Annotated in this window: 14 protein-coding genes and 2 riboswitches; of the genes, 11 read left to right on the plus strand and 3 right to left on the minus strand. The window is 30.7% G+C overall.

Going from position 1 to position 17,609, the window contains the following annotated elements:
* Nucleotides 1-37: 37 nt before the first annotated feature.
* The 3 genes from ACX6CF_RS20885 to ACX6CF_RS20895 are packed head-to-tail and all read left to right on the plus strand — an operon-like array spanning nt 38 to nt 4,643.
* On the plus strand, nt 38-1,561 hold the full coding sequence (locus tag ACX6CF_RS20885) for an ABC transporter permease (protein WP_458787303.1): 1,524 nt from the start codon (nt 38-40) through the stop codon (nt 1,559-1,561).
* A 13-nt stretch (nt 1,562-1,574) separates the two neighbouring features.
* Complete coding sequence (locus tag ACX6CF_RS20890; RefSeq protein WP_458787304.1) at nt 1,575-2,249, plus strand: ABC transporter ATP-binding protein; 675 nt, start codon at nt 1,575-1,577, stop codon at nt 2,247-2,249.
* A 3-nt stretch (nt 2,250-2,252) separates the two neighbouring features.
* Nucleotides 2,253-4,643 (plus strand): PASTA domain-containing protein, encoded by a 2,391-nt coding sequence (locus ACX6CF_RS20895; protein ID WP_458787305.1) that lies wholly within the window; start codon nt 2,253-2,255, stop codon nt 4,641-4,643.
* Between the two features lie 56 nt (nt 4,644-4,699).
* On the opposite strand, the gene ACX6CF_RS20900 is transcribed toward ACX6CF_RS20895, so the two are convergent.
* A complete protein-coding gene (locus ACX6CF_RS20900) occupies nt 4,700-6,061 on the minus strand; it encodes an aminotransferase class V-fold PLP-dependent enzyme (RefSeq protein WP_458787306.1) in 1,362 nt (453 codons plus the stop codon).
* A gap of 297 nt (nt 6,062-6,358) precedes the next feature.
* On the opposite strand from ACX6CF_RS20900, the gene ACX6CF_RS20905 reads away from it, so the two are divergent.
* The 3 genes from ACX6CF_RS20905 to ACX6CF_RS20915 all read left to right on the plus strand — a co-directional run bounded on the left by ACX6CF_RS20905 (nt 6,359) and on the right by ACX6CF_RS20915 (nt 8,202).
* On the plus strand, nt 6,359-7,063 hold the full coding sequence (locus ACX6CF_RS20905) for a DUF421 domain-containing protein (protein WP_458787307.1): 705 nt from the start codon (nt 6,359-6,361) through the stop codon (nt 7,061-7,063).
* A 109-nt stretch (nt 7,064-7,172) separates the two neighbouring features.
* Nucleotides 7,173-7,460, plus strand: coding sequence for a DUF4363 family protein (locus tag ACX6CF_RS20910; RefSeq protein WP_458787308.1), 288 nt, complete (start codon nt 7,173-7,175; stop codon nt 7,458-7,460).
* A 10-nt stretch (nt 7,461-7,470) separates the two neighbouring features.
* Nucleotides 7,471-8,202, plus strand: a complete 732-nt coding sequence (locus tag ACX6CF_RS20915; RefSeq protein WP_458787309.1) for a class I SAM-dependent methyltransferase — start codon at nt 7,471-7,473, stop codon at nt 8,200-8,202.
* A 41-nt stretch (nt 8,203-8,243) separates the two neighbouring features.
* On the opposite strand, the gene ACX6CF_RS20920 is transcribed toward ACX6CF_RS20915, so the two are convergent.
* Together ACX6CF_RS20920 and ACX6CF_RS20925 are read right to left on the minus strand one after the other, a co-directional pair.
* Nucleotides 8,244-9,692, minus strand: a complete 1,449-nt coding sequence (locus tag ACX6CF_RS20920; RefSeq protein WP_458787310.1) for a spore germination protein — start codon at nt 9,690-9,692, stop codon at nt 8,244-8,246.
* A gap of 9 nt (nt 9,693-9,701) precedes the next feature.
* Nucleotides 9,702-10,010: a hypothetical protein gene (locus ACX6CF_RS20925; RefSeq protein WP_458787311.1), complete on the minus strand. Its 309-nt coding sequence runs from the start codon at nt 10,008-10,010 to the stop codon at nt 9,702-9,704.
* 251 nt (nt 10,011-10,261) lie between these two features.
* On the opposite strand from ACX6CF_RS20925, the gene ACX6CF_RS20930 reads away from it, so the two are divergent.
* The 5 genes from ACX6CF_RS20930 (at nt 10,262) to gcvPB (ending at nt 17,597) form a co-directional block, all read left to right on the plus strand.
* On the plus strand, nt 10,262-12,652 hold the full coding sequence (locus ACX6CF_RS20930) for a glycoside hydrolase family 38 N-terminal domain-containing protein (protein WP_458787312.1): 2,391 nt from the start codon (nt 10,262-10,264) through the stop codon (nt 12,650-12,652).
* A gap of 175 nt (nt 12,653-12,827) precedes the next feature.
* A riboswitch (glycine riboswitch) is annotated at nt 12,828-12,927 on the plus strand.
* Nucleotides 12,928-12,929: 2 nt separating this feature from the next.
* Nucleotides 12,930-13,007, plus strand: a riboswitch (glycine riboswitch).
* Between the two features lie 191 nt (nt 13,008-13,198).
* Nucleotides 13,199-14,305 carry a glycine cleavage system aminomethyltransferase GcvT gene (gene gcvT, locus ACX6CF_RS20935; protein WP_458787313.1) on the plus strand — a complete coding sequence of 369 codons (1,107 nt, stop codon included), beginning with the start codon at nt 13,199-13,201 and terminating at the stop codon, nt 14,303-14,305.
* Between the two features lie 89 nt (nt 14,306-14,394).
* Nucleotides 14,395-14,772, plus strand: coding sequence for a glycine cleavage system protein GcvH (gene gcvH / locus ACX6CF_RS20940; RefSeq protein WP_458787314.1), 378 nt, complete (start codon nt 14,395-14,397; stop codon nt 14,770-14,772).
* Nucleotides 14,773-14,801: 29 nt separating this feature from the next.
* On the plus strand, nt 14,802-16,142 hold the full coding sequence (gene gcvPA / locus ACX6CF_RS20945) for an aminomethyl-transferring glycine dehydrogenase subunit GcvPA (RefSeq protein ID WP_458787315.1): 1,341 nt from the start codon (nt 14,802-14,804) through the stop codon (nt 16,140-16,142).
* Nucleotides 16,143-17,597 carry an aminomethyl-transferring glycine dehydrogenase subunit GcvPB gene (gene gcvPB, locus ACX6CF_RS20950; protein ID WP_458787316.1) on the plus strand — a complete coding sequence of 485 codons (1,455 nt, stop codon included), beginning with the start codon at nt 16,143-16,145 and terminating at the stop codon, nt 17,595-17,597. It abuts the gene before it with no gap.
* Nucleotides 17,598-17,609: the final 12 nt, after the last annotated feature.

Below are 17,609 nucleotides of genomic sequence, written 5' to 3' on the forward strand. Positions count from 1 at the left end.
AATTAACCTACTAACGTGTTAAGGGAGGTTTTCATAAGTGTATTTTATAAAAAGAGCATTAAAATACATAAAAAATAAAAAAGGTAAAACTTTGTTATTAGGTATTATTTTCTTAATAATAGCCAATTTTGTTCTAGCAGGATTGTTGGTCTATAATGCCACTGTAAAAGCGCAAGAGCAGACAAGAATAAGTATTGGTGCAGATGTAAATTATATTGTTGATAATGAAAGCATTATTGAAGATTCATTAAAAGGAGTACTCAATAACGAAGATTCATCAATAATTAAAGCCAGTTTCATGGGAGGGGTCATTACTTCCGAAAAATTAACAGAGAAAGGTGGTCCTACCTACAGCAATATTATGAAAGTGGTTGATTCAGAGTATGTGGACAGCTATGATATGTCGGTATCTTTTGAGGCTAATATCCAACAACTAGAGTCTTATACCCAAGATACAGGAGGAGCTAATATTTCTAATCATATTTTTGATATAAAGCTCTTCAATGCTGTAGAACCAACTGATTTTGGTAATGGGAATGCAGAACTTGTGGAAGGGGAATTTCCATCTATAGATCAAATTAATTCTGGTGAGAATGTTGTACTTGTTGAAGAAACAATAGCTTCAGACAATAACTTGAAAATAGGCGATACAATAACCACTACTGTTTCAGTACTAGATAATGAAGATGTAGAATTGGAATTAAGGATTGTTGGGATATATAAGACTAATGAAGAAGTTGAGCAAAGACTAATTGGTAAGGGAGGATATTCATTATTGCCTCAAAACCGTTTATATGTTCCTTTCAATATACTTAAATCTATAGGTTTATCAGATGAAGAATTAGATCATTTACTAATAACAACCAATGTTATTCATTTAAAAGATCCGCTATATACTGATGAATATAAATTAGAAGCAGAGAATAAAATTAAATTCAATTATGGTAAGTTAGACGCTAATGATGCTCTATACAATAGCGTTATGGGACCTATTGAAAAATTAGGGGTCATAGCAAAAATTATGGTTATAATTATTGCTATTGCTGGTGCTGCCATAATAGGGTTGATTACTGCTCTTACAGTAAATGAACGTAAAGAAGAAATAGGTATCATGTTAGCTGTAGGTGAAAGTAAAGTGAAAATAGTTGTGCAATTTGTTATAGAAGTAACAATAATAGCTATTATAGCATTTGTACTATCTTCTTTTACAGGTTCTATAATAGGAGAAAAAATAAGTTCAACAGTATTAGAAAGTGATATCATCAGCGACTCTAATAATAATAATAATGGAGGATTTATGATGAAATCAATAGGTCAAGGTAGTGTAAGTACAGATAAATCAGTAAAATTACCAGGTAATAAATTTGGTATGAGCAATAATAGAATGCAAAATAATGATAAGTTGTCATTGGATAATAACAAAGTAGATATAAACTTTGATATAACTGCATTAGTACAATTGTTTGGTTTAGGTTTGCTTATGTCCATAATAAGTACCATAATACCTTCGCTATATGTTATGAGATTCAATCCAAAACAGATTTTAATTAATAGGACTTAAAGGAGATGAGAGAATGTCCATATTAAGATTAGAAAATATATCTTATGGATATATAGATGGTAATAATAAAAGAATGATTCTAAGTGAGCTAGATTATACTTTTGAAAGAGGGAAATTTTATTCTATACTAGGACCATCAGGAAGTGGAAAAACTACTTTACTGGCGATTGCTGGGGGATTGGAAAAAGCCCAAGAAGGAAATGTTTATTTTGAAGGTAAAAATGTCAATCAGATAGGACTTGGAAAATACAGAAGAAATAATCTTTCTTTTGTATTCCAACAGTTTAATCTAATTCCATATCTTACAGCTGTTGAAAATGTAGTCAATGTAATGGAAATAACTAATAACCAGGTTCCAAAGCCTCATTATACCACTGCACTGAATTTGCTTGACCAATTTGGCATAGTTAAGACAAAAGCTGAAAGAAGCATATATAAATTATCTGGAGGAGAGCAACAGCGTGTTGCCATAGCTAGAGGACTTGCAACTAATGTAGACTTAATAATGGCTGATGAACCTACTGGAAATCTAGATACTGCAACTGAAAAAGAAATAATAAAGATATTAAGGATGTTAGCGAAAGAATATAATAAATGTGTTATTGTTGTTACTCATTCAGATAGTATAGCAGGTCTTAGCGATATTCAGTTAAAGTTGGTTGAAGGTAAGCTTACTGAAAGGATGTAGCACATGGATAGTAATAAGAATAAGGATATATTCCAAGATGGATTCAATTTCAATCTAAATGAAGATACGCAATCGGGTACTAAAGAAGAAATTCATAATGATAAAATAGAGAATGAAGCTAAAATAGATACTATAGAAAAAGATACTATAGAAGAAGTAAATAATATTGAAGATGATAATGACAAAAGGGATTTTCTGTCTAATCTTAATGAGACTAAGACTGCTAGTTTTGAACAAGAAGAATTTACATACCAAAAAAATAGCAATTACAAGAAGTGGATTATTCAAATAATCATATTAATAGTTGCTGTATTAAGTATCTATTTCATAGTTAATAGAAAAACAGAATTGATAGATTTTTCTAACATGCTATATGAAGATGCAGCAGTATGGGCTAATGATAAAAACATTATACTTACTTATGAAGAAGAATACAGCAATGAAATACAAGATGATTATATTATATCTCAAGATATAAAACCTGGAGAAAAAATAAAAAAAGATTCCACTGTAAAATTAGTGATTTCAGAAGGTAGAGACCCTTATGAAAAGATTAAAATTCCAGATTTTGATACTAGCTGGTCCAAAACAAGTATTGAAAATTGGATTGAACAAAATGGCATAATTAATTATAACTTCAATAATATTGAAAGTGAAGAGATACCATCTAATTACTTAATATCATATGAACTGATAGGTGCTACGAATGAAACTTTTGTCAGAAGTTCTGAAATAGAATTTGCTATTAGTTATACAGAAACAGTTGATACAGTAGTAGTACCAGACTTTATCAATAAAACAATGATTGATGTAGATATATGGGCAAAAAATAATAATATCGAATTTACTTATACATACGAGACAAGTTCGTTATATGAGGAAGATATCATAATCAATCAAAGTGTCAAGTCTGGAGAAGAAATGGATGTCAATCAGGTATTCTCAATTGTCATATCAACAGGAGAAAAAAATGAAACAATTATAATGGAAAACTTTTTGAATAGAACTATAATTGATGCTGATGTCTGGACCAAAAATAATCGTATAAGATATACTTATTCATACGAGTATAGTGATATATATCCAGAAGATAGTATCTCATACCAAAGCATAAAAGCTGAAGAAGAAATAAAAGAAGGAGATACAGTAAGATTTGTTATTTCAAAAGGTATTGAAGAAGAAGAGGAAGAAACCATAGTTATGGATAATTTCCTTAATAGGGCATTACTTGATGTAGATATATGGGCTAAGAGCAATGGAATAGATTATAATTATACTTATGAATATAATTCTATTTATGAAAAGGATAAAATAATGTATCAGAGTATTCCTGATGGAGATGAATTATTAGGTGATGAGGTACTGAATTTTATTGTTTCAAAAGGAGAAGAAATAGTTGTTCCAGATTTCAGTAATTTAACTGTAACTGAAGCAGAAGAATATGATGATGATTCGATAGATGTTAAAGTGATAGAGAAATATGTTAAAGGCACCAGAGAGGGAGATTTCTTATCTCAATCCATAAGGGCAGAAGAAGTAGTTGAAGAAGGAATGGAGATAAGGGTGGAATATTCTCTTGGAGACAGGATAACTGTACCAAGCTTCATAAATGAATTAAAGCAGGATCTACAAGAATGGATTGAAGAAGCTAATGATAATGGGGCAAATATTGATTTGATTGTTAATGAACAAGCAGGTACAGGATTAGAATATGGGAAAATAATAACTCAAAATATTTATAATGATGATATTGAGCTGTCTTCTAATATTGAAATTACTATATCATCAGGTTTAACAGTTCCATCGTTTATGAATATGAGCAAGAGTGAAGCAAGCAACTATTCACAAACAAGTGACCTTAATGTAGAGGTTGTGGAAATATATCAACAGGGAACTAGCACAGGGAAATTCCTTTCGCAATCAATTGAAACGGGAACTAAAGTCAATAAAGGTACTTATGTCACAGTTTATTATTCCTTGGGAGATACCATAAACATACCTAAATTTGTTGATAGACCTGTTACAGAATTACAAGAATGGGTTGATGAACAAAATAGTAAAGGTGCTCAGTTAATAATAACTAAAACAGAATTGCATATTCAAGATAAAGATTATGGATTGATTTTTTCTCAAAACATATATAACCAAACTAATGCAGATTTGGATACTAATATTGAGGTTGTAGTTTCTCTAGGAGAATTATATAGTGTGATTAATTTCTCGGAATACTCAGTAAGTGAAATTGAAGATATTGCAGAAGAAAATGACTTGACAATTATTTTTGAGACTGTTGAGGATTCATCATATAGCAGTGGCAAGGTTATTAGTCAAGATCCAGAGAGCGGAGAATTAATTAGTAAGAAAGATTTCATTAGAATAAAAGTTGCAGAATAATAATTAGAGGGGCATTTCGCCCCTCAATTTTTAAATTAAATATGAAAATTATTATTCTAATATCTTGCAGAACTTGAGATTTCAGGATGTTTAGAAGGGTATTTTTTAAAATAATATGATTTGTTTTTTACTATTTTTTCTATTAATTGTATCAATATGTCAACTTCTGAATAATCATTATACAATCCAAAACTTATCCTAACCATACCGGGACGCGGATAACGAGGGTTTTTTCTAAGTTCATTGATATCATTTTTAGATAGTCTTAATAATTTTTGCACATAAGGCTGAGCACAGAAACATCCACTTCTTACGCTTATTCCAGCTTCTTTTGATAGAATATTAGCTACTACTGAATGATGGAGTCCTTTTATATTGAAGGTAATAATACCTATTCTATTGGCACAATTATTTCCATTACCATATATGGTAACATCTTTTATCTGATTTAACTTATTTAATGTATATTCAGTCAAGTTTAATTCCATATCTTCTATATTATGCATACCAATTTTTTTCATGGTCTTTAATGAAGAATTAAGTGCAACTACTCCCATTATATTAGGGGTTCCTGCTTCCTCTTTATAAGGTACATCATCCCACATTACATATTTGGGTGTAACGATTTTCACAGTTCCACCACCAACTTGAGTAGGAGAACCATACTTAAAAACATTCTTAGGACCTATAAGGACACCAGTACCAAAAGGTGCATATATTTTATGACCAGAAAAAACGAGATAGTCTATATGATCACTTGAATAAGATGGTTTCATATCGATAGGTGAATGAGGTATAAGCTGCGCACCGTCTACAAGGATTTTGGCACCATATTTATGGGCTAGTCTGGCAAAATCATGGATATCAGTTTTGTATCCAGTGACATTAGAAGCACCGGAAATAACGACTAGTCGTATTCTTCCGTTATATTTTTTTAACTTTTGTTCACAGTCTTGTATGGATAGATTACCTTTACTATCTACGTTGATATAGTCTACTTTGAAATTTTTTCTCCAAGGTAAGTCATTAGAATGATGTTCCATAAATGAAGAAAGAATTATCCCATTATGAACTACTTGTGATAATTTATTGGATATTTTATTAATTGCTTCTGTAGTATTTTTAACAAATATAACTGTGGAATAGTCATTATCCATATTAACGAATTTGGCTACAGTTTTTCTAGTAGTATCGTATATCTCAGAAGAAAGCTTGGATTTATAACCTGTTCCCCGATGAATAGATGAATACCAAGGAGCGAAATCGTTTATTGCTTTCATAACAGATGTTAATGGTGGTGTAGTTGCAGCATTATCAAAGTTAATTTCTTTAGTGTATTTACCGTTAGATAAAGGAATTGATACATCAGTACCTACTACAAGATATTTATAATTTGGTTGGTAAGAGTAGTAATGCATAAAAGTCCACCTCATTTATCTATTACTTCAATCCGTAACAGAGCTTAATATAATAGCTCTTGTCACGAATTGAAGATCTATAAAAATATCAATGACTAACTATATTAAAGCCAATCATTAATAATCAAAATAATTCCTATATTAGATAGTAGAAACCTTTTTTAATATAATATGCCATGTAAATAAATACGTGAAGAGATAATGGTAAACCCACTTACATTTTGCATATATATAACTTATATAGTTACAACATAATATTTATGAAATTAGTAAATACTAATGTGAGAGGTGATAAGTTTGAATGAGAGTCTTGTGGTTATTGTAAGAGGTGTAATAGGTTTTATTTCATTATTAATATTTACACGTTTTCTTGGGAAACAACAAGTCAGTCAATTGACGCTTTTTGAATATATTCTGGGAATAACTATCGGTTCAATGGCATCTACGCTTACCACTGATTTAAGTTCAGCTGCATGGCCTCATTGGGTAGGATTGGTAGTATGGGCAGCACTTGTATATTTTGTTCAGGTACTTACAATAAAATTCCCTATAATGGCAGAATACATCAATGGAAAACCTAGAGTATTGATAGCAAATGGCAAAATACTTGAGAAGAACTTAAAGAAATTAAGATATAGTTTATATGAATTATTAGAACAGCTAAGAATGAACAATATTTTTGATATCAACCAAGTTGAATTTGCAGTACTAGAAACTAATGGGAAATTAACTGTGCTAAAAAAATCCCAATTTCAAAATTTAACACCAAAGGATATGAATATATCAACAGATTATGTTGGTCTCAGTACAGAGTTAATCTATAATGGTGTTATACTGGAATATAATCTGAAAAATGTCAATTTAGATGAAAAGTGGTTATATAGCCAATTAAAGACTAGAGGAATTAAAAGTCCATTAGAAGTTTATCTAGCTTCACTTAATACAGATGGAGAATTATATATTGACCTATATAGGGATCATGTTGATGATAGATTATTATAAAATTGTTATAATATGAAAGGAACATTGTTAAATGAAAAAGCTGATAATAATTATATGTACTTGTATTCTTCTTGGAATATTTATCCTGATAATGAATTCAGGAGGGCTGTTGAAAAAATCTTTCGGTAATCAAGATGATGTAGAAGTATTGATGCAAAACATTAATGACGATATAGTTAATAGTGATTGGATAAAAGGTCTAGAAGATATAGATAAGTTGAAAGATGCATGGGATAAGGTAAGAAAAAGAGTACAATTCAGTGTTGAGAGAGATGATTTGATGGGTATTGAACTATCTATAGCTAGGCTTAATGGTTCTATACGTGGCGAAAACAAGGTTCAATCATTGATTGGATATGAAGAATTAAAATCCTATTGGAACAATCTAGAAGAGTAGGGGGGATAATATGAGTTTTTATGAAAGTATTTCTAAGTCTTATGATAATATATTTCCTATGAAAGAAAGTATGGTTAACTATGTGTTGGGTAGTATTTCAGAGTATTCTACATGCAAGTTATTGGATATTGGCTGTGCTACAGGACATATGGCTGGAACAATTGGTGAAAAAGGTGTCAAGGTTGTTGGAATAGACCTAAACTCAGAGATGATTAAATATGCAGCTAGCAATTTCAAAAACGATAATATATCTTTTCAGGTTATGAATATGTTGAAAATAGAACACAGTTTTGAAAGTAACAGTTTTGATATAGTTACTTGTTTTGGTAATACATTAGTTCACTTAACTAATGAGGAGGAAATATTTAATGCTATCAGGAATATGAAAGCTGTTCTAAAAGTAAATGGAAAGATTTTGATTCAGATATTGAATTATCAGTTTATCTTAGATAAATGCATTAAAGAATTGCCAATCATAGAAAATGAATATATAAAATTTGAAAGGTTCTATTCTGAACAGATTAGAGATGAAAGATTGATTTTTGAGACTAGATTAACAATAAAAGATACAGGAGAAATAATATCAAATGAAATCTACCTGTACCCCTTATTAAAAAAACAATTAATATCATATCTTGAGCAACTAGGATTCCATAATATAAAATTTTACAAGAATTTTAACAGAGAACCTGCGTCTTATAATCATCTTCCTTTAGTTGTAGAGGCATTAGCAGGTGAATAAAGAGATAAAATAAAAGTAATATTAGTATACTAATATTACTTTTATTTTGATTTATGATTATCTTTATATTTTTTGCTGTTTCTTTTGATTTCAATTATAGGTTTTCGCAGTAATACATTAGAAAGAGCTTTTCCGTTGAAGGGGATAAGAGGCCATGTATAACGCATACCACTAAAGGTTTTAGTAGTTCCAATAATGATAAGTATGATTATAATACCTGCAAAAAATCCATAAACATTAAATAGACCAGTCAACAGCAATAAGAATAATCTGAATAATCGTATCGCCAGTGCGAATTCAATACTTGGAGAAGCAAAAGTGCAAATACCTACAATTGCCATATACAATATGGTTTCTGGAATAAACCAACCTACATCTACAGCGAATTGGCTAAGAATTAGTCCACCTATGATACCAAGTGAAGTAGATAGAGTATTAGGTGTATGGATTGAAGCAATCCTTAGCATATCCAAACCTATTTCTAGTATGATAAATTGAATAAATAAAGGAATGTTACCAACTTCTTCTGGACCAATAAATTTTAATGCTTCAGGTAGATAAGATGGATTCAGTGCCATCAAAAGCCAAAGGGGTGATAGTACCATAGCTATGAAAATGGATAAAAACCTTACCCATCTTATATAAGTTCCCACTAAAGGATTTTGATAGTAGTCTTCTGAATGCTGAGTAAAATGAAAAAAAGTGGTAGGTAGCAATATTACACTTGGTGATGTATCTACTATAATGGCAATATGACCTTCAAGTAAATGAGCTGAAACCACATCCGGTCGTTCTGTAAAACGTACTTGGGGCATAGGATTATACCATTTTTTCTTTATTAGAAGTTCTTCCAGAGATTTTTCAGCCATTATAAGGGACTCAACTTGAATATTATCAATCTTTTTATGAAGATCATCAAGTAGTTCATCATCAACCAAATCTGCTATATAACCAATTGATACATCTGTTTTGGAACGTTTTCCGATTGTTGTCATTTCAAAGATTAATCTGGCATCTCTTACTCTGCGCCTTATTAATGCTGTATTAAAAATAATAGTCTCTACTAGTCCGTCACGAGAACCTCTAGTTACTTTTTCAAGATCTGGTTCTTCAGGACCTCTAGCGGGATAAGTTCTAGCATCAATTATTATTCCTTCAGATTGATTTTCTAATAGAAGTCCAACTGCTCCTGATAAGACAGAATTTTGAAGTGTATTGTAATCATTGAATGTTTCAACTTCTATATATCCTATATGACTGGAAATCCATAAATTCAAATCATTGATGGTTGTATCTTTTGTAGGCAGATTCTGAAGGTTTTCAAGTAACCATAACATAATGTCGTCTTTAGCAAATCCATCAATGAAAATAAGATAACCCTTTGTTTTGCCAAAAATAAGATCTCTTCCAATAATATCAAAACTTTTTTTAATAGGTAGGAGTTTATTAATCGTATCTATATTTTTTGTTAGGTTTTTTGATAATTTCATATTAAACTCCTATCCTAAAAACTCTGGTTTTCTAGTTTGGTCAGAACGTATTGCTTTTTGTAGTATGGTAAAGTCAAATTCGTCAGGACTAAGATTAAAATCACAGGGGAATTTAGTACCGCAATTTTCACATTGGATGTATTGAATAGACTCGCCATTTTCTCTACTATCAAATTCAAAAGAGAGATTTCTATCATTATCCTTTACAGTATTATTAGCAGTTCCTATTTTATATGAATAGGTGAAAGTAGCTGTATGTTTTGCCATTAACTTAGTAGAATTGCAGACAGGACAACATAAAGAATCAGTTAAATCCATTTAATCACTTCCTCGATTAATTATTTTATCTAATCATATAATAAGTATTACCAATTTCTAATTATATATGTTGTTTTGACAAAAAAGTAAAACGATGACAAAATATTTATAAAAAAATCAGGATAAAATGTAAAGAAACAAGACAAAATAAAACAAAAAATAAACAAGATTAAACAATATTTTATTGAAAGATTGGTATATCATTATTTGGAAGTAATATATTGGAACAATACTAAGGAGGCTTTTATAATATGCTAGATAGAAAATGGACTATGTATATCATTCATCATTCACATACTGATATAGGTTATACTGATTTACAAGAAAGAATTATCTATACTCATGTTGATTATATCAAAACAGCAGTAAAAACTATTAAAGAAGGCTATAAAAACGGAACAATCGATAAAGACTTCAAATGGAATTGTGAAACATATTATTGTGTAGAAAGATTCTTGGAAGAAGCTACAGAACAAGAAAAAAACGATTTATATGATTTGATTAAATCCAATAATATTGGATTATCTGCTACGTATCTTAATTTTAATGACCTAGTTGATAAGAAAGTACTTAAAAAAAGAACAAAGCAAATGGTTGATATATTTAGAGAACAGGATATAGATGTAAAAGTAGCTATGAATGCAGATGTCAATGGAATTTCCCTAGGAACATTTGATGTATTATTAGATAACAATATTGAATTTCTATTTACTAACATTCATACTCATCATGGAATGTATCCTCTTTATCAAAACCAAAAACCTTATTATTGGGAAAATAAGGAAGGTAAAAAATTATTGGTATACAGTGGAGAACATTACAATTTGGGTAATGCGCTAGGTATAATTTATAATAAAAACATAAATTTCATGACAGAAAATTATTTTGGTAAAAGTCAGCCTCAGAATCATATTGATGCACTTAAAAATAATATAGTAAATTATCTTGAACAATGCGTTGAAAATGGATATGATTATGATTTCATCCCTACATGTGTATCGGGTGTATTTAGTGATAATGCTCCACCAAACACAGATATTATTAGAACTATAAAAGACTTTAACGAGGTTTATGGTGATGAGATTAAATTAGAGATGGTAACTGTTCAAGAATTTTATGATAAAATTAAAGATGAGGTAAAAGATGCGCCAGTATACACAGGGGATTTAACTGATTGGTGGGCTAATGGAGTAGGAAGTACTCCTTATGCAGTGAAGCATTATAAGGAAGCACAAAGAATGTACAATTTATGTGATAGATTAGATGAAGATGGAAAGATAAGTAACGACAAATTAGTAAAAGAAGCAGAAGATAATATGTTGCTATTTGCTGAACATACTTGGGGTCATTCTTCTACAATTACGAATCCTTATGATACTATGGTGCAAAATCTAGATATTAGAAATATAAGCTATGCATCAAAAGCACATGAGGCATCAGCTAAAAATCTTAATCGAATTACTCATAAAAAAGGTGATAAGCTTCGTTATTATGATTTGAGTGGTAAAATAAAAGCAATAAATCCATCTAATAGAAGTTGTGAAAATGTTGTAGAATTCTATATTGAAGTGTGGAAATACGAAGGAGTAAAAGTTATTTCTGAATCAACAGGAGAGGAAATTAAAGCTCAGACTTCTTCACATCCAAGAGGTGTTTTAATTAGCTTTGTGGATACTTTTGAAGCAAATGAAGAAAAAATCTATAGCTATGAAGAAGTACATCAAAAAGAGATCGTTAATACAAGAGTAGCTTATGTAGGAGCAGAGAGAGTAAAAGATATTGTTAATGATTATGATACAACAAGTTATAAAATTCCTTATGGAATAGAAAATGATTACTTCAAAATATCTTATGAAATAGGTAAAGGAGTTACTTCTTTTTATAATAAGGTGGACCAAGTAGAGATGTTAAAAGAAGGAGATAGTGCATTCTTTACTCCTATATATGAAAGGACACCAGTCAAAACGGATGTCTATGAAGAAAGAAGACTTTTAGGTAGAAATGTACGAGGACTTCATGCAGAAAAACATATAGGAGAATTAACTGATATTAAGATTATTGATAATGGTGAGATTTTTACAATCATTGAACTTATTTATGAATTGGAAGGTACTTATTTTAGCTCAGTGGTCATCAAATTATATAATACATTACCAAAATTAGAGTTTAAATACAAAATAGCTAAAACATTATCTACAGATATTGAAAGTATATATCTACCATTGACACTTGATAATCTTGACGCAACAAAGTATATTGATAAAAGTGATGCTGTTATGAGACCAGGTATAGACCAGATTCCAGGTACTTGTATGGAGTATTATCTTGTGGATAATGGTTTGATATATGAATCAGACAAGAACACTATTTTAATCCAAACAAAAGATACACCGCTTATATATATGGGAGAATTGAAACATCATCAAATAGTTCTATGTGATAATAAGGAAAAGAATAACAAGAGAGATGTGTACTCATGGATTATGAATAATACATGGGAGACAAATTTCAAGATGGATTTATCAGGTATAACAGAATACTGCTATTCTCTTGACCTTATTGAAACAACTAATGCACAAGAAAGCTTTGATAGAATGAAAGATGAAAGTTTTGGTATAATCACTTTTATGATTAATGATTAGATATCAATAATTTATTTTTATCAATATTTATTAACATATTTTACAAAAACACTTGAAATATTTGTGATAATACATTAATATGAAATTATAAATGATGAGTGGTAACTTATAATACTCATTAACATATATATTAGTGTATAATATCATTTAAGAATAATTGAATAATGAATCCTATGTGAAAATTGCGAGAGATACCATTGAGGAGCCGAAGAAGCAACTTAGAAATATGCCATATTTCTATGGAATCTTTCAGGCAAAAGGATCGTAATTGGATGGGTATTCTGGAAAGCTTTTTGAAAGCACCGAAGGAGCAATATCTTATATGATAGAATCTCTCAGGTAAAAATACAGGATAAGACGGCATTTATATTAAAATGCTCTCTTATCCTTTTTTATTATTTAATTATACTATCTGATGGACTGTTAGCTATATACACTAATATATTTAGTTCTATTCAATTTATGAAATCAAGAAAAATATATTGAACTTATTAATATGGGTGCATGGATGTTAAAGTTCAATATATAAATAAGGGAGGTTTACATATGGAACAAAGTAAGAGAACAGCTTTATACGATACTCATAAAAAATATAATGGAAATATAGTGGATTTTGCAGGGTTTGAACTTCCATTATATTATGAGAGTATTCTTGAAGAGCATAATGCTGTGAGAAAAAATGCAGGAATGTTTGATGTAAGTCATATGGGTGAAGTTACAGTCAAGGGAGAAGAAGCAGAAAAATACATACAGAATCTAGTTACCAATGATATATCAGTTATTACCGATAATGGAGTTATGTATGCGCTTATGTGTTATGAAAACGGTGGTGTTGTTGATGACTTGTTGGTCTATAAATATACTGACACAGATTATCTTCTTGTAATTAATGCAAGCAATATAGAAAAAGATTTCAATTGGATGGTAGAGCAGAAAGGTTCATTTAATGTTGAGGTTAAAAACATAAGTGATGATATAGCAGAAGTTGCACTGCAAGGACCAAAAGCGCAAGAAATACTTCAAAAATTGACAGATACTGATTTATCATCAATTACATTTTTTAGATTCAATGAGAATGTAATAGTCAATAATAATAAATGTATTGTATCTAGAACAGGATATACTGGAGAAGATGGTTTTGAAATATATACTTCTCTAGAAAATATAGTAAATATATGGGAAGAAATAATGGAAGCTGGGAAAGATGATGGATTAAAACCTGCTGGATTAGGTTGCAGAGATACTCTTAGATTTGAGGTTGCGTTACCTCTGTATGGAAATGAAATCGATAAAGATATTACTCCTCTAGAAGCTTCATTAGGATATTTTGTTAAATTAGATACAGATTTCATAGGGAAAGATGTACTAGTGAAACAAAAAGAACAGGGACTATCAAGAAAGCTCGTTGGAATAGAATTACTTGGAAAAGGCATAGCTAGACATGGTTATGATATTTTATCTCCAGAAGGTGAAAAGATAGGGGTTGTCACTACTGGTTATCAATCACCATCAGTAGGAAAAACTGTAGCTCTTGGTTTAATTGATATGGATTATACAAAAATGGGTACAGATGTTAATGTTAGGATTAGGAAAAAACAAGTACCAGCTAAAGTAGTAAGTAAAAAATTCTATAAGAAAAATTATTCTAAATAAGTTGAATATAAATTAGCAAGATCCAAAAATTAACCTTTATAGGTTATATCAAATAAGATGAAAAATAATAAATTTAGGAGGAATTAATAATGAAGATTATGGAAGATTATTATTACACAAAAAATCATGAATGGGTTAAAGTGGATGGAGATACTGCAATAGTAGGTGTATCTGATTATGCACAACATGCTATGGGGCAAATAGTTTATGTGGAATTACCTGAAATAGATGATGAATTCGCTAAGGAAGATGCGTTTAGTGTTGTTGAATCTGTAAAAGCGGCTTCGGATATCTATATGCCTGTTGGGGGAACAGTAGTTGAGATTAATGAAGACTTGGAAGATGAGCCTGAATCAATTAATGCTGATCCATATTCTAACTTTATCTGTAAAATTGAATTAGCGGATAAAACAGAAATAGATAATCTAATGAATGCAGAAGAATACAATGATTTTTGCAAAGAATAAAAACTAATATGATAGGAGGTATATAATTTATGTTTCCATATTTGCCACATACAGAAGAAGATATAGAGAGTATGTTAGAGGTTATTGGGGTAGAAAGTATAGATGATTTATTTAATGATATACCTGAAAAGATAAGATTAAAGGAATTATTAAGTATCGGGAAACCAATGAGTGAATTAGAAGTTAGCAGTTATATAAAGAAGATTGCTAATAGTAATAAAGGGGTAGATGATCTAGTATGTTTTTTAGGAGCAGGAGCTTATGACCACTATATTCCATCTATCATTAAACATATAACATCTCGCTCAGAATTCTATACATCTTACACTCCATATCAACCTGAAATCAGTCAAGGCACATTGCAGGCTATTTTTGAATATCAAAGTATGATATGCGAATTAACAGGTATGGATGTTGCCAATGCTTCATTATATGACGGTTCTACAGCTACAGCTGAGGGAGCACTTATGGCTTGTGCCAGCACAAGGAGAAATAAAATTGCTGTTTCTAAGACTGTGAGTCCAGGCACAAGAAAAGTTCTAGAGACTTATACAAAATTTAAAGGAATAGAGCTTATAGAAATAGAAGAAAATGATGGAGTTACTGATATAGATGATTTAAGAAATAAAATGAATAAAGAGGTTGCAGGCGTCATTGTTCAAAATCCTAACTTTTTTGGAATTATAGAAGATGTAAGCGAAGTTGAAAAAATTACTCATGATTCCAAAGGGCTATTAATGATTAATGCTGAGCCAATTTCACTAGCTATTTTAAAAAGTCCAGGTGAATCTGGTGCTGATATAGTTATTGGCGAAGGACAAAGTCTAGGGAATCCACTTAATTTCGGTGGTCCATACTTAGGATTTATTGCTTGCACAAAAAAATTAATGAGAAAACTTCCAGGTAGAATAGTAGGTCAAGCAGAAGATGTCGATGGAAAGAGAGGATTTGTATTAACTCTACAAGCTAGAGAGCAACATATAAGACGTGATAAAGCAACTTCAAATATTACATCCAATCAAGGTCTGAACGCTCTGACTGCGGCTATATATCTTAGTACTCTTGGTAAAGAAGGATTAAAAGAAGTAGCTAATAATTGTCTGCAAAAAGCTCATTATGCAGCTGAACTCATTAATAAATCCAGTAAATATGAGCTTAAGTTCAATAAACCATTTTTTATGGAGTTTGTAGTTAAGAGTAGTATAGAACCTGAAATAGTTAATAAAGAACTTTTACATAATAATATCCTTGGTGGCTACGAATTAGGTAAAGATTATGATAATCATGAAGATGATATACTCCTATGTGTAACTGAAAAAAGAACAAAAAATCAGATAGATGATTTAGTAAACATAATGGAGGCGATATAAATGAAAGAATACGATAAACTGATTTTTGAAGTTTCAAAAGATGGCAGAAAAAGTTATAGCCTTCCAGAGTGTGATGTACCTACTACTAGCATAGAGGAACTTATTCCAGCAAATTTTCTTAGAAAAGAAGATGCCCAGTTACCACAAGTAAGTGAAGTAGATGTAATACGTCATTTTACGTTATTATCTAATAAGAATTTTGGTGTGGACACTGGATTTTATCCTCTTGGTTCTTGTACTATGAAATATAATCCGAAGATTAATGAAGATATGGCTTCTCTTGATGGTTTTACAGAAGTTCATCCCCTACAGCCAGAAAGTACAGTTCAGGGGTCATTAGAGCTAATGTATAATCTACAAGAAAGTCTACAAGAAATAACAGGTATGTCAAGAGTATCATTACAACCTGCTGCAGGTGCACAGGGCGAATTAACAGGTCTTATGATAGTTAAGGCATATCATAATTATAAGGGGAATTATAACAAGAAAAAAATTATTATTCCTGATTCTGCACATGGTACTAATCCAGCAAGTACCAATATGGCAGGTTTTACTCCTGTTGAGATTAAATCAAATGATAAGGGAATTGTAGATATCAAAGCACTAAAAGAAGTATTGGATGCAGATGTTGCAGGGCTTATGCTTACTAATCCTAATACTTTGGGTCTGTTTGAAAAGGATATCATAGAGATATCAGAGTTAGTTCATGAAGTTGGCGGACTATTATATTATGATGGTGCTAATATGAACGCAAATATGGGAATCACACGTCCTGGAGATATGGGGTTTGATATTGTACATCTGAATTTACATAAAACATTTTCTGCGCCTCATGGTGGAGGAGGTCCAGGTAGTGGACCCGTTGGTGTTGTAGAAGAATTGGTTCCATTCCTACCTATGCCAATGGTTGAAAAAGAAGGAGACAGTTTTACCCTTAAAAATGATACAGAAACATCCATAGGAGCAGTTAAAAACTTCTATGGTAATTTTGGTGTGTTAGTAAAAGCTTACACATATATTCTTACCATGGGTGCAGAAGGTTTGCGAGAAGCAAGTAGATTGGCAGTTCTTAATGCCAATTATATGAAGGAACGATTAAAGGATGATTATATCTTGCCAGTTGATGAAGTATGCAAACATGAATTTGTCTTAGGAGGTCTGGGAGATAATGAAGGGCATGTCACAACTCTAGATGTTGCTAAGAGACTTATGGATTATGGATATCATCCACCTACAATATATTTTCCACTTATAATAGATAGTGCTTTGATGATAGAGCCAACAGAAACTGAAAGTAAGGAAACTATTGATGGTTTTATTGAAGCTCTGATTAAAATAAAAAAAGAATCCGTTAATAATCCAGAAGAATTGAAAAAAGCTCCATTGAAAACTCATGTTAGAAGGCTAGATGAAGTTACAGCAGCTAGAAAACCAATATTGCGTTATACAAAGTAATATAAATAAGTG

The organism is Vallitalea sediminicola (assembly GCF_054408565.1).

What these genes read in the sequence shown, in the direction of transcription:
- gcvT (WP_458787313.1), top strand. Translation starts at nt 13,199, where the DNA reads ATGGAACAAAGTAAGAGAACAGCTTTATACGATACTCATAAAAAATAT.
- ACX6CF_RS20915 (WP_458787309.1), top strand. Translation starts at nt 7,471, where the DNA reads ATGAGTTTTTATGAAAGTATTTCTAAGTCTTATGATAATATATTTCCT.
- ACX6CF_RS20900 (WP_458787306.1), bottom strand. Translation starts at nt 6,061, where the DNA reads ATGCATTACTACTCTTACCAACCAAATTATAAATATCTTGTAGTAGGT.
- ACX6CF_RS20920 (WP_458787310.1), bottom strand. Translation starts at nt 9,692, where the DNA reads ATGAAATTATCAAAAAACCTAACAAAAAATATAGATACGATTAATAAA.
- gcvPA (WP_458787315.1), top strand. Translation starts at nt 14,802, where the DNA reads ATGTTTCCATATTTGCCACATACAGAAGAAGATATAGAGAGTATGTTA.
- ACX6CF_RS20890 (WP_458787304.1), top strand. Translation starts at nt 1,575, where the DNA reads ATGTCCATATTAAGATTAGAAAATATATCTTATGGATATATAGATGGT.
- ACX6CF_RS20925 (WP_458787311.1), bottom strand. Translation starts at nt 10,010, where the DNA reads ATGGATTTAACTGATTCTTTATGTTGTCCTGTCTGCAATTCTACTAAG.
- ACX6CF_RS20895 (WP_458787305.1), top strand. Translation starts at nt 2,253, where the DNA reads ATGGATAGTAATAAGAATAAGGATATATTCCAAGATGGATTCAATTTC.
- ACX6CF_RS20930 (WP_458787312.1), top strand. Translation starts at nt 10,262, where the DNA reads ATGCTAGATAGAAAATGGACTATGTATATCATTCATCATTCACATACT.
- gcvPB (WP_458787316.1), top strand. Translation starts at nt 16,143, where the DNA reads ATGAAAGAATACGATAAACTGATTTTTGAAGTTTCAAAAGATGGCAGA.
- gcvH (WP_458787314.1), top strand. Translation starts at nt 14,395, where the DNA reads ATGAAGATTATGGAAGATTATTATTACACAAAAAATCATGAATGGGTT.